The 12,752-nt window shown below is 73.0% G+C and carries 11 protein-coding genes; 6 read left to right on the top strand and 5 right to left on the bottom strand.

Features of this window, described 5'->3' with window-relative positions; genetic code table 11:
* Positions 1-132: 132 nt before the first annotated feature.
* Positions 133-2,727, bottom strand: a complete 2,595-nt coding sequence (locus J1792_RS00920; RefSeq protein WP_242645412.1) for a SpoIIE family protein phosphatase/ATP-binding protein — start codon at positions 2,725-2,727, stop codon at positions 133-135.
* A 280-nt stretch (positions 2,728-3,007) separates the two neighbouring features.
* Between J1792_RS00920 and J1792_RS00915 the strand changes: the two genes are divergently transcribed.
* Positions 3,008-3,589, top strand: a complete 582-nt coding sequence (locus tag J1792_RS00915; RefSeq protein ID WP_242645411.1) for a DUF6328 family protein — start codon at positions 3,008-3,010, stop codon at positions 3,587-3,589.
* Positions 3,590-3,629: 40 nt separating this feature from the next.
* On the opposite strand, the gene J1792_RS00910 is transcribed toward J1792_RS00915, so the two are convergent.
* A complete protein-coding gene (locus tag J1792_RS00910) occupies positions 3,630-4,100 on the bottom strand; it encodes a VOC family protein (protein WP_086568611.1) in 471 nt (156 codons plus the stop codon).
* Positions 4,101-4,162: 62 nt separating this feature from the next.
* A complete protein-coding gene (locus tag J1792_RS00905) occupies positions 4,163-5,386 on the bottom strand; it encodes an MFS transporter (RefSeq protein WP_207246447.1) in 1,224 nt (407 codons plus the stop codon).
* A 153-nt stretch (positions 5,387-5,539) separates the two neighbouring features.
* Here J1792_RS00905 and J1792_RS00900 point away from each other — a divergent pair, with 153 nt between their 5' ends.
* Positions 5,540-6,859: an aminotransferase class I/II-fold pyridoxal phosphate-dependent enzyme gene (locus J1792_RS00900; protein WP_207246446.1), complete on the top strand. Its 1,320-nt coding sequence runs from the start codon at positions 5,540-5,542 to the stop codon at positions 6,857-6,859.
* A gap of 52 nt (positions 6,860-6,911) precedes the next feature.
* Here J1792_RS00900 and J1792_RS00895 read toward each other — a convergent pair whose 3' ends face one another.
* Positions 6,912-7,793: an alpha/beta fold hydrolase gene (locus tag J1792_RS00895; RefSeq protein ID WP_207246436.1), complete on the bottom strand. Its 882-nt coding sequence runs from the start codon at positions 7,791-7,793 to the stop codon at positions 6,912-6,914.
* 167 nt (positions 7,794-7,960) lie between these two features.
* Between J1792_RS00895 and J1792_RS00890 the strand changes: the two genes are divergently transcribed.
* The 4 genes from J1792_RS00890 to J1792_RS00875 all read left to right on the top strand — a co-directional run bounded on the left by J1792_RS00890 (position 7,961) and on the right by J1792_RS00875 (position 10,909).
* Positions 7,961-8,617, top strand: coding sequence for an ABC transporter ATP-binding protein (locus J1792_RS00890; protein ID WP_207246434.1), 657 nt, complete (start codon positions 7,961-7,963; stop codon positions 8,615-8,617).
* 5 nt (positions 8,618-8,622) lie between these two features.
* Complete coding sequence (locus J1792_RS00885; protein WP_207246421.1) at positions 8,623-9,423, top strand: ABC transporter permease; 801 nt, start codon at positions 8,623-8,625, stop codon at positions 9,421-9,423.
* A gap of 117 nt (positions 9,424-9,540) precedes the next feature.
* The gene (locus J1792_RS00880; protein ID WP_207246419.1) at positions 9,541-9,927 is read left to right on the top strand and encodes a VOC family protein; all 387 of its coding nucleotides are present in this window, start codon (positions 9,541-9,543) and stop codon (positions 9,925-9,927) included.
* 310 nt (positions 9,928-10,237) lie between these two features.
* A complete protein-coding gene (locus tag J1792_RS00875; protein WP_207246418.1) occupies positions 10,238-10,909 on the top strand; it encodes a transglycosylase SLT domain-containing protein in 672 nt (223 codons plus the stop codon).
* 82 nt (positions 10,910-10,991) lie between these two features.
* On the opposite strand, the gene J1792_RS00870 is transcribed toward J1792_RS00875, so the two are convergent.
* Complete coding sequence (locus J1792_RS00870) at positions 10,992-12,599, bottom strand: FAD-binding oxidoreductase (protein WP_307842859.1); 1,608 nt, start codon at positions 12,597-12,599, stop codon at positions 10,992-10,994.
* Between the last annotated feature and the right edge of the window lie 153 nt (positions 12,600-12,752).

The raw sequence follows: 12,752 nt of genomic DNA, 5'->3' as shown, positions 1-12,752 counted from the left end.
CGGGGGAGGATTGAGCACGCCGGAAGAAGGCGGAGAGAGGCGACAGACCAGGTGGCCCTCGGGGTCGCGCGGCGGACGGGCGGTGCCCGGGATCCGGGTCCACCGACGGGCCGTACGCCGCCGCGCGCGGCCTCAGGGCAGCGGCTGCTCGGCCCAGATGACCTTGCCCTCGGCCGTGTACCGGGTGCCCCAGCGCTCGGCCAGCTGCGCCACCAGGAACAGCCCGCGGCCGCCCTCGTCCTCGGCGGCCGCGTAGCGCAGGTGCGGCGCGGTGCTGCTGGTGTCGGAGACCTCGCAGATCAGGGCGCGGTCGCGCAGCAGCCGGACGCCGATCGGGCCGGAGGCGTGCCGGATGGCGTTGGTGATCAGTTCGCTGAGGATCAGCTCCGTGGTGAACCCCAGCTCCTCCAGGCCCCACTCGGTCAGCTGCCGGGTGATGTCGGCCCGTGCGGCCGCGACGACCGCCGGGTCGGCGGGCAGCTCCCAGGTGGCGATCAGATCGGCTTCCAGGCGCCGGGTGCGGGCGATGACCAGGGCGATGTCGTCGGCCTGGCGCGCGGGGAGCAGCGCGCCGAGCACCGCGTCGCACATCTTCTGCGGCGACCGGCCGGGCTGCGCCAGCGTGCGGGCGAGGATCTCCAGGCCGACGTCGATGTCCCGCGTACGGTCCTCGATGAGGCCGTCGGTGTACAGGGCGAGGCTGCTGCCCTCGGGCAGGCGCAGCTCCACGGCCTCGAAGGGCAGCCCGCCCAGGCCGAGCGGCGGCCCTGCGGGCAGCTCCGGGAACTCCACCGTGCCGTCGGGACGGACCAGCGCGGGCAGCGGATGGCCGGCCCGGGCCAAGCTGCACATCCCGGTGGAGGGGTCGTAGATCGCGTACAGGCAGGTGGCGCCGGCGATCGGCGCCTCCCCGTCCACGTCCGCCGTCTCCTGGTCGATCCGGCCGATCAGCTCGTCGAGGTGGCCCAGGAGCTCGTCCGGCGGCAGGTCCAGGGAGGAGAAGTTCTGCACGGCCGTGCGCAGCCGGCCCATCGTCGCGGCGGCGTGCAGCCCGTGGCCGACCACGTCGCCCACGACCAGGGCCACCCGGGCGCCGGGCAGCGGGATGACGTCGAACCAGTCGCCGCCCACCCCGGCCTGGGCCGGCAGGTAGCGGTAGGCGATGTCGAGGGCGTTCTGCTCCGGCACGCCGCGCGGCAGCAGGCTGTGCTGCAGGGTCACGGCCATGGCGTGCTCGCGGGTGAAGCGGCGGGCGTTGTCGATGCACACCGCCGCCCGGGCCGACAGCTCCTCGGCCAGGGACAGGTCGTCGTCCTCGAACGTCTCGCTGTCCTGGGCCCGCCAGAAGTTCACGATGCCCATCAGCACGCCGCGCGCCTTGAGCGGAACGGTGATGAGCGAGTGGAAGCCGTAGTCGAGGATCTGCTGGGTGCGTACGAGGTCCTGGGTGCGCCAGCCGTCGGAGACGCGCAGGTCGGGCACGAGCACGGCCTGCCCGCTGACGAAGCCCTTCGCCTGCGGGGTGGTCGCGGCGAAGCGGTGCACCTCTCCCGCCTGGTAGAGGGGATGGTCGTCCGGGGAGCCGCTCAGGGCCACCCGGCGCAGTTCCGGGGCCTCGTGGCCCACCCCGATCCGGGGCTCCTCGCCGCGCAGCACCGGCTCGGCGAGGTCGACGGAGACGTAGTCGGCGAACCGGGGGGAGGCCACCTCGGCGAGCTCCTCGGCGGTGCGCTGCACGTCCAGGGTGGTGCCGATGGCCACGCTCGCCTCGTACAGCAGCCGCAGCCGGCCGCGCGCCACCTCGGCCTTGCCCGCGAGCGCGCGCAGCTCGGTGGAGTCCCGCAGGGTGGCCACGCTGCCCGGCGGACCGCCCCGGCGGTCGGTCGGCCGCTGGTTCACCGCCAGCAGCCGCTCCCCGACGGGCAGCACCTCGTCGGTGGCCACCCGGCGCGACGCCAGGAGCTCCGCCATCCGGGGATCCAGGCCCAGGGCGTCGACGGGCCGCCCCTCCACGTCCGTGGGCAGGCCGAGGAGCCGGCGCGCCTCGTCGTTGGCGAGCAGGACGTGGCCGTCGCCGCTGACGATGACCACGCCCTCGCGCACCGCGTGCAGAACCGCGTCGTGGTGCTCGTACATCCGGGTCATCTCGACCGGGCCGAGACCGTGGGTCTGCCGCCGCAGCCGCCGGGTCACCAGCGCCGTGCCGCCCGTAGCGAGCGCCAGGGCGACGGCGCCGGTGCCCAGGACGACCGGCAGCTGCCGGTCGACCGCGCTGCTCACCGAGCGGACCTTGAGCCCGGAGGAGACCATGCCGACGACCCGGCCGCGGTCCGTCACCGGCACCACGACCTGCAGCTCCTCGCCGAGGGGGCCGTTGACCTTCTCGACCGTGACGTGGCCGTGCAGCGACGGCTCGATCGTGCCGACGAACTTCTTGCCGATCTCCTTCGGTGAGGGGTGGGTGTAGCGGATGCCGTCGCGGTTCATCACCACCAGGAAGTCGACACCGCCCTGGTGGCGGGCGGCCTCGGTCAGCGGCTGGAGCGTGGCGGACGGGTTGGGGCCGCTCATGGTCTGCACCAGGCCCGGCGAATGGGAGAACGCCTCGGCGGCGGCGAGCGAACGGTCGCGCGCCGCCTGGAACCTGTCGCTGCGCGCCTGGAGCAGGAGCGTCACCACCGCGGCCACGATGAGCAGCAGCACGATCAGGACCTGCAGCACGAACATCTGGCCGGCGACGCTGCGGTCGGCGACCGACCGCAGGCGCCGAGCCCACGGCAGCCCTGCGCCCGCGCGCCTCTGTCGCCGCTCACGCCGGCTACCTCGGCGCCGACCGGCGAACCAGCGACCCGATGGCCTCCAGGAGCGGCCCCGGATTCGGGCCATACCCCTATGTCTACCCCGCCCTCTTCCGCGGCGCGAACGGTACGCGCCACCCTGTGGTCCTCTCCGGATGCGGAGGGCGCCCGGTGACGGCAGCGTGGGCGGGACGAAGGGACGGACGAGCATGCCGCGCAACGGAGCACACGACGGCACCCCGGACGGCCCCGGCGCGCGGCGGGGCCGGGGCGCGGAGGACGCCCTCGGCACGCCGGCAGGTGACCGGGCGGCGACCGGGCGTCACGAGACGCAGGAGGAACGCGCCGACCGCCGCTGGAACGAGCTGCTCCAGGAGGTCCGCGTCGCCCAGACCGGCGTCCAGATCCTCTTCGGCTTCCTGCTGACCGTCGTCTTCTCGCCGAAGTTCACCGCCCTCACGGCCACGGACCGCGCCATCTACATCGTCACCGTCGTGCTCGGCGCGGCCACCATGGGCGCCCTCATCGGGCCCGTCTCCTTCCACCGGCTCGTCACCGGGCACCGCCTCAAACCCCAGACCGTCGTCTGGGCCTCCCGGCTGACGCTCGTGGGCGTGGTGCTGCTGCTGGCCACGATCGTCTCGGCGCTGCTGCTCGTCCTGCGCATCGCCCTGCACTCCTCCGCGGTGCCCTGGCTCGTCGCGGGGCTGAGCACGTGGTTCCTGCTGTGCTGGTTCGGGCTGCCGGCGTGGGCCCGGCACCGCTACGCCGACGGGGGCCGGCCGAAATAGGCCGCCGCACCGGCCGTGCGTGGCCCGCCGGCCGGTGGGTTCACTGCTCGTAGGCGTCCACCAGGGCCTGAATGTCGATCTTCTTCATCTGGAGCATGGCCTTCATGACCCGGCCCGCCCTGACCGGGTCGGGATCGCCCAGCAGCTCGGTCAGCCTGCGCGGGTTGATCTGCCACCACAGGCCGTAGCGGTCCTTCAGCCAGCCGCACTGGCCCTCCTCGCCGCCCTCGCCGAGCCTGGCCCAGAGCGTGTCGACCTCCTCCTGCGTGGCGCAGTCGACCGACAGGGAGACGGCCTCGTTGAAGGTGAAGTGCGGACCGCCGTTGAGGGCGATGAACTGCTGCCCGGCGAGCTCGAAGGCGATGGTCATGACCGTTCCGGCCTTCCCCGGCCCGGCCTCGCCGTAGCGCTGCGTCTCCACGATCCGGGAGTCGTCGAAGACGGACATGTAGTGCCGCACCGCCTCCTCGGCCTGGTCGTCGAACCACAGGAAGGGCGTGATCTTCTGCATGACGGTGTCATACCGGACGGGGCCCGGCGGCCCGGCCCGCGGAAGGCCCGCGCCCCCCAAGGTCACCCGACCGGGTCCGCGTGGCCGGCCACCGGCTCGGCCGGGGACGGGGCGGACGGCTCGGGCGGCCCGGGGCGCACGAGGCGGTGCTGGGCCAGACAGGCGGCGGCGATGACCGTGCCGAAGGCGGTCCAGCCGAGGGGGCCGGCGGCGATGGCGGCGGTGACGGCCAGGGGGCCGACCGCGCGCTGGCTCGCCTGGGCCAGGCCGTGGACGCCGAGGTAGGAGCCCTGGGACTCCTCGGGGGCGAGGGCGACGGACAGCTCCCACGAGACGGTGGCGTGCAGCATCTCGGCGAGGGTGAAGCCGACGGCCGCCGCGGTCAGGGCGATGCTCGCGGGCACGGCCCCGTGCACGGCGGAGGCCGCCATGGCGACGCCGGAGGCCAGGAAGGTGAGGGAGAGCGGCAGCAGGAGGCGGCGGGCCGCGCTCGTCGTGGCACCGAACCGGGCCAGAGGGACCTGGAGGCCCACGACCATCACGTTGTTGAGGACCATCAGCAGGGGCACGAGGCCGTGCGGGGCGTCGGTGGCATGGACGGCCCACAGGGACAGCCCGACCTTGAAGATCGCGTCGTCGAGGAAGAGCACCGTGTCGGTGGCCACGTAGGCCAGGTAGGTCCGGTCGCGCCAGGGGCTGGTGGCGCGCACGCCGGCGGCGGCCCGGCCGCCGGTGGCGACGACGCGGGCCGGTGCGGTGGCCTCCGCGCAGCTCAGGGTGATCGCCGCGGCCGCGACGAAGGAGAGGGCGTCGCCGACGAGCAGGACCCGGTAGACGGTGGTGGTGCCGGCGGCGAGGGCGGCGGCCGCGCCGAGGCCGCCGAGGGCCCAGCCGACGTTGGCGACCGTGCGGTTGACCGCCTGGTAGCGCACGCGCTCGGCGCCCGCGACGCGGGTGCCGTACAGCTTGGTGAGCACGCTGGCCGCCCTGTCGCCGAACCCGGCGAGCGCCGAGAGCACCAGCAGCGGCGTGAAGTCGGTGGTCAGCAGCAGCCCGAGGGCGGACGCCGCGCGCAGTACCTGGCAGGCGGCGAGCACCCGGGTGAGCGGAAAGCGGTCCGCCAGCCTGCCGCCGACCGGTGCCCCCGCGATGCCGGCGACCCCGGCGACGGCCGCCAGCGTGCCCACCTGGGCCACGCTCAGCCCGGTGACGAAGGTGAAGTACAGCACCGAGGTCGCGGCCCACAGGCCGTTGCCGGTGCGGTCGACCAGTGCGACCGCGAGCATGCGCCGCCCGTCCCGGCCTCCCGGTATGCGTGCTGTCAGTGCGGCCCACCGCTGCGTCGGGCTCACGATCTCCCCCTGGTCCCTCGTCCGACGTCCGGCATCCGGCGTTCGAAACGCTTGCCGTCGGCTATGTATTGATACATAATCAGTTACGTGGCAATACGATATGGGATCACCGGCGGTACGGCCAAGGCCATTTCCGCCTCGGTCGAACGCGCCGTCACCGAAGGTGCCCTGGAGCCCGGCGCCGCCCTCCCGCCGGTGCGCCGGCTCGCGGACGACCTCGGCGTCAGCCCCGGCACCGTCGCGACCGCCTACAAGGAACTGCGGCAGCGCGGCATCGTGGTCACCCGCGGCCGCGGCGGCACGGTCGTCGCGGAGGGCCCCGGCGTGGCGTCGCGGCGGCCGCCGAAGGTGCCCGAAGGGCTGCGCGACCTGGCCGGAGGACACCCCGACCCCGCCCTCCTGCCCGAGCTGGTGCCGCCCGTACGCCTCTCGCCCGGCAGCCGCTCGCACCGCTCGGTGCCACGCCTGCCGCGCCTGGAGGAGACGGTCCGCGAGTGGCTGGCGGCCGACGGCGTTCCGGCCGGGCACGTCACGTTCGCCCACGGGGCGCTGGACATGATCGGACGGCTGCTGTCCGTCGAGCTCCGGCCGGGCGACGCCGTGGCCGTGGAGGATCCCGGCTACCACCACCTCCTCGACCTCGTCACGGCCCTCGGCCTGCGCACGGTCGCGGTCGCGGTCGACGACGAGGGCATGCGGCCCGAGGCGCTGCGCGCCGCGCTCCGGGAGGGTGTACGGGCCGTCGTGTGCGTCCCCCGCGCCCAGAACCCGTACGGCGGGTGCTTCTCGGCCGCGCGCCGCGACGCGCTCGCCGGCGTCCTGTGCGAGGCCCCCGACGTGCTCGTGATCGAGAACGACTTCGCCACCGAGATCGCCGGAGCCCCCCTCCACTCGGTGACCGGGGCCGGCCTGGCGCGCTGGGCGCACGTACGGACCGTCACGAAGTTCCTGGGAACGGACCTGCGATGGGCCGCCGCGGCGTGCGACGCGACCACGCTGGCCCGGCACGACGGGCGGCTGCTGCTCACCTCCGGCTGGGTGAGCCATCTGCTCCAGGAGACCGTGCTCGGCCTGATGGTGGACGCCGCGACGAGCGCGCTCGTCGGGCGGGCGCGGGAGGCGTACGCACGGCGGCGCCGGACCCTGATCGACGAACTCGGGCGGCACGGCATCGCGGCCCACGGCGCCAGCGGCATGAACGTGTGGGTGCCGGTGCGGGACGAGTCGGCCGTTGTCAACGGGCTGCGCTCGCACGGCTGGTGGGTCGCCGCCGGGGCCCGCTTCCGGATCGGCTCCGCACCGGGAGTGCGGATCACCACCGCCGCGCTGCCGACGTCCGACGGGGCGCGCCTGGCCCGGGACTTCGCGGCCGTCCTGGGCGAGTCGCAGGCCACATACGGGGGATGAGGCCGCCCGGGCCGCCGGCGGCCTCCTTGAGGAAAGCGGCCGCCGGGCGGGCTCAGGCCGCGGCCCGGCCGGTGGTGTGACCGATGATCGCGGCGGCCAGCGGGGCGAGCACCTCGCGGGGCAGGGCGTGGCCCATGCCCGGGATCTCCACGACGCGCGCCCCGCGGACGGCCTGGGCGAGGTGCTGCGGGTGCGGCGGCGGGAAGACCGGCTCGGCGGGGGCGGAGACGACGAGGGTGGGCACGCGGTTCGCGGCCAGCTCCTCGGTGCGCAGCAGCCCCGAGTCGTCGGCGCGGCCGTGCGCGGTGCCGGCGGTGTGGTGCCCGGTGTGTTCGACGATCCGCCGCTCGAGCGCGCGGAAGTACTCCGCGTCGAACGGGATGTGGCCGCCGCTCAGCACCCGCCAGTGTTCGACGCGCCGGTCCAGCTCGGCCTCGAGTCCACGGTCCTCGACGGGCCGGGCCCACATCTCCAGCACCTCGGGCGCGATGCCGGGCAGCTCCGTGGCCGGAACCAGGGTGCCGTCGGGGCGGGTGTAGGGGGCGGTGCTGAGGGCGCACGTACCCATCAGCGTGGCGCTGAGCAGCCGGCCGGGATGGTCGGCGATCAGCAGCTGCGCCAGCAGGCCGCCCAGTGACAGCCCGGCGATGTGGGCGCGTTCGATGCCCAGGCCGTCCAGGACCGCGACGGCATCCCGCGCGAGGTCGGCGATGGCGTAGGGCTGCCGCTCGAAGGGCCGGCTGGAGCGGCCCGTGTCGCGGTGGTCGTAGCGGATCACCCGGTGATGGACGGCGAGCGCGTCGACCAGCTCGTCCGGCCAGCCCATGCCGGAGGCCTGCGCTCCCATGATCAGCAGCAGCGGCGGGGCGTCGGCGGCGCCGCGCTCCTCCGCCCAGAGGCGGATGCCGGGTGCCGCGTCGATGAAGTGTTCCATGGGTTCTCCTTCTTGGGGCCGACGAAGACAGGCATGATCATACGAGACGTCTCGTCTCGCGGTCAAGGAGTGACCGGTTCCCGCCCGGCGCAACGAATCCCGTTCCTCCTCGTTGGGCCGGGCGGGCCGCCGATGGGGAAGACGCGCGAACGAGGAAGGGTGAGGCGATGCCGGTGACGCCGTACGCCCTGCGCGTGCGCGACGTACGCAAGGCGTACGGATCCCGCCAGGTGCTGCGCGGCGTCTCGCTGGATCTCCGGCCGGGCACCCTCGCCGGCATGGTGGGGGAGAACGGCGCGGGCAAGACCACCCTGCTGCGCATCCTCTGCGGCCAGACCGCGGCCGGATCCGGCGAGGTCGACATCAGGGGATCGCTCGGCTACTGCCCCCAGGAGACCGTGCTCAACGACTTCCTGACCGTCGACCAGCACGTGCGGTACTTCCGGGCCGCCTACGGACTGCGGAGCACCGGCCGCGCCGAGGAGCTCATCGAGGAGCTCCACTTCGCCGAGTACCGCCACACCCGCGTCGACGACCTCAGCGGTGGAACCCGGCAGAAACTGAACCTGACCCTGGCCCTCATGCACGACCCGAGCGTGCTGTTGCTCGACGAGCCCTACCAGGGCTTCGACTGGGAGACGTACCTGCGGTTCTGGAGCCTCGCCGCCCGACTTCGCGACAGCGGGCGCTGCGTGCTCGTCGTCTCCCACCTCGCCTGGGACGCCGAACGGCTGGACGTGCTCCACCGGCTGCGCGAGGGAGTCGCCGAGCCGTGGGAGCCCGGCGGCCGGACGGCGGCCCCCGCGGACGGCGACGGCCGGTGAACGGGGTGAACGGGACGTGGCGGCGGCTCGGCACGGCGGTGGGCTTCGCCCTGCTCGAACACGCCCGCAACCGCTTCGCCCTCGTCCTGGTCCTGTTCTACATTCCGCTCTGGCTCAGCCTCGAGAGCTGGTTCGTCGCCCGCAAGCCCGCGAGCTTCATGCTCCGTGCGACCGGACGGACCCTCACCGTCGACGGCAACCACCTCACGATGATCTCCGGGGCGGTCAACACGGTCACCCTCATCGTCGGCTTCATGATGTTCATGACCACCTTCAAGTCGCTGGCCTTCGACCGCCGGCTGGCCTTCGCCGGCTACCCCCGCGTCCATCTGCTCGTCGCCAAGGTCGCCGCCATGACGCTCGCGGCGGCCCTGATCGCCGCCTACGCCACCGCCGTCGTCCACTGCTACTGGGCCCCCGTCCGGCCCGGCCTGCTGACGGCCGGGCTGTTCACGGCGGCCGTCGCCTACGGCGGGATCGGCATCCTGCTCGGCTCGTTCCTGCGCAACGAGCTGGAGGGCATGTTCCTCATCATCATGATCAGCCTCCTGGACACCATGCTGCAGAACCCCATCAGCAATCCGGAGGCGAGCAAGGACGGAGTGCATCTGCTGCCGGAGTACGGACCGACGCAGGTGAGCATGGCCGCGGGCTTCACCCACGCCGTCCCGTACCGGCAGCTGCTCCTGGGGCCCGCCTGGTTCGCCGCGATGTGGCTGCTGGGAACCGCGGCCTTCCACCTGCGCACCCGCGACCACCGCCCCCGGGGACGGACCCCTCGCCCGGCCGGGCGGGCCCTCGATTGAGGACAGCCGGTGTCCTGTAACGCCCCTAGTGTCGGACCCGGAACGGGCGCCGCTTCGGCGTGAGGATGTCCCGTCACCCCTTGGTTCATTTCCTTGCGAAGAGGAGCAGCGATCCCCATGAGCAATACGTCCGGTGCGGCCGCGAACGAGGCCCGGGTGAAGTGCGCGGCCTTCTGGGGCCACGACGGCAAGGCGCTCGCCGAGTTCTATGCCGCCGCCCTGGGATGGAAGGTCACCGAGACCTACGGCGACGCCGCCGCGATGATCAGCGACGGCACGACGCGTTATGTCTTCTATACGGCGAAGGGATTCGAAGCTCCGCGCTGGCCCCAGGACGAGCTCGTCTTCCACCTCGACCTGAGCTTCGACGACGTCGCCGCCGCCGAGGACCGCCTGATCTCCCTGGGCGCCACCAAGCCCGAGCACCAGCCGGGCGGCACACACTGGACGGTCCTGCTGGACCCCTCCGGCCAGCCCTTCTGCATCAGCGCCCACCGCGGCTGAGAGCGCTGACGCACCGTGCGCGTACCCTCGCGCACGGTGCGACGCGGGGAGTCCTCGTGTGAGGCCGCCCATAGGGGCCAGATCACTTACGAAAGCGATTAGTGATCCTCCTTGAGGCGCGAAACCGGGATTTCCCGGCTTCCCGGACCCCCGCCATTCCGATTGCGCATAGTAGGTCACACCTTTGCCAGCGGGTTTTCGCGCCGCTAACAATTGCTGAGTCGCACGGCGCCGTCGACCGAGAAACGGCGCTCTTTTTGCGCCATTGACGGCCATTGCGACGTAAGCGATTGGAAGGGTTCAGCTCGTTATGCGCTCCACCGTCTCCGGTTATGCCGCTCTGTCCAAGGCCCATAAGTTCTCCGCTGCCGGTCTGGTGACCGTCGCCGGCACCGCCGCTCTGACCTTCGCCCTGGTCCCGCAGGCCTCGGCCGCCGATGCCCAGTCGGCCGCCGTGAAGCCGGTGGCGCAGAACGCTCAGTCCTTCGGCGAGACGCACGACGCCGAGCTGGCCAAGGCCGCGGACGACGCCGCCGCGCAGGCCAAGGCCAAGGCCGGTGCCACGGTGAAGGCCAAGGCCGACGAGGACCGCGCGAGCCGTTCGACCGAGCGCAAGCCCATCAAGCCCGCCGCCAAGCCGGCCCCGGCGAAGAAGGCCTACGCCGACAACCTGGACGGCTGGATCAACGAGTCCCTGGACGTCCTGCGCGCCAAGGGCATCCCGGCCTCGTACGAGGGCATCAAGCGCAACATCATGCGCGAGTCCACCGGTAATCCCCGTGCGATCAACGACTGGGACATCAACGCGGTGAACGGTGTGCCGTCGAAGGGTCTGCTGCAGATCATCGACCCGACGTTCAAGGCGTATCACGTCGAGGGCACGTCCTGGGACATCTATAACCCGGTCGCCAACATCACCGCGTCCTGCAACTACGCGGCCGACAAGTACGGCTCGATGGACAACGTCAACTCCGCGTACTGATATCACACGCACCGCAGCACCGCAGCACCGCGCGCAGAGGGCGGCGGCACCCCGGACCACCGGGGTGCCGCCGCCCTTTCGGTTATCGCGGCGGCCGGACGGACAGCGCGTGGCGAAACTCGTCGCGCGGATCCCACCGGGCCTTGATCCGCTGCAGCCGGGGGTAGTTGTCCTTGTAGTAGAGCGTGTGCCAGGGGACGCCGGAGGTGTTCAGGGCGGGGTCGGCGAGGTCGGTGTCCGGGTAGTTGACGAAGGAACCGTCGTTCGCCCCGCCCGGCGCGGGCACACCGCCGGTGTCCGCGTACACGGTCCGGTAGAAGTCCCGCACCCACGCCAGCGGCGGGCCGTCGTCCTGCCCGGCCTCCCAGCTCGACGTGTAGATCGCCTTGAGGATCGCGTCCCGCTGGGCGACGGCCGTCGCGTCGGACGCGACGGTGTTGACCCGGCCGCCGTAGGAGACCATCCACAGCGACCCGTCGAGGTCCGCGCCCGCCGTGCCCGACAGCCGCTCGTAGGCGACCTCGGCCTGGCGGTCGGTGAAGCGTTTGCGCAGGTAGGCGGCCTTCGCCTTGAAGCGGGCGGGCGCGGTCCCGTGCACCGCGCCCGCGGCCCGCAGCCACGGCACGCTCTCCTGGCCCCGGGCCGGCTTCGCGTCGACCCCCCGGCCGACCGCCGCCACGTAGTCGTCGAGCAGGCGTTCCGCGCCGCGTCCGGTGGAGTCCAGAAGACCCGCCAGGGTGACGGTGCCGGATTTGCGGGTGTTGAGCATCAGCACGCTGAACAGCCCCGCGTAGGGCGAACCGGGCGCGCTGTTCCGCTCGTGCCACTCCCCGTGGTTGCGCACCAGGCGGGTGAACGCGCGCCGGTCCAGGTCCTTCCAGGACCAGGAGGCGTAGAAGCTCGTCACCGCCTCCGGGGCCCTCGGCAGCAGCCGCGCGGGGTCGCCGCCCTTGGCCGCCGGGTCACGGAACCAGTAGCGGGTCACCACACCGAAGTTGCCGCCCCCGCCGCCGGTGTGGGCCCACCACAGATCGTGGTTCGGGTCCGCGGGGTCGCGGGTGGCCACCACGCTCCTGACGTTCCCCGCCTTGTCCACCACCACGACCTCGACCGCGTGGAGATGGTCGACCGACAGCCCGTACCGGCGCGACAGCGCGCCGTACCCGCCGCCCAGGACGTGCCCGCCGACCCCGACCTCGGCGGTGGCGCCCGCCGGGATGGCCACGCCCCAGCCCAGGAAGAGCTTGCGGTACACCTCGCCGAGGAGCGCGCCGGGCTCGACCGCGAACGCCTCGCGCCGTGCGTCGTAGTACACGGCCGACATGGGGGAGAGGTCGATGACCACGCGGACGGCCGGGTCGTCGACGAAGTTCTCGAAGCAGTGCCCGCCGCTGCGCACGGCGATGCGCCGCCCTTCCCGCACCGCCTGCCGCACCGCGTCGACGACCTGTCCGGTGGTGCTCACCACGCGGACGTAGTCGGGCCGGCCGACGAAACGGGCGTTGCAGCCGCGGTGGGTGAGGGAGGGGTAGCGCGGGTCGCCGGGAGCGACGGTGACCGCGTCCGCCGGCGGGGCCGTCGCGGCCCCGGGCGCCGCGGACGCCGCCGGCGCCGCGACGCCCTGGGCCACTAATCCGGCGGCCGTACCGCCCCATACCGCCGCGCCTGCCAGAACGCCGCGACGCGTCATGTCCGCCATGGTGCACTCCCGTTGACTCCGATTGCCGGGGACGATCTCGTCCCCTTCGCATGATCGACGTTCGGAGCGCGGACGGGCATCGTCCGCGATGACCATGTGGCCCGTACACCCTTCGGGGTACCGGCACCCTCCCGGCGGAGGTTG

Source organism: Streptomyces triculaminicus, assembly GCF_017349075.1.
GTDB lineage: Bacteria > Actinomycetota > Actinomycetes > Streptomycetales > Streptomycetaceae > Streptomyces > Streptomyces triculaminicus.
The sequence above is the reverse complement of the archived record's forward strand: the minus strand, read 5'-3'. Positions and strand labels throughout refer to the sequence as shown.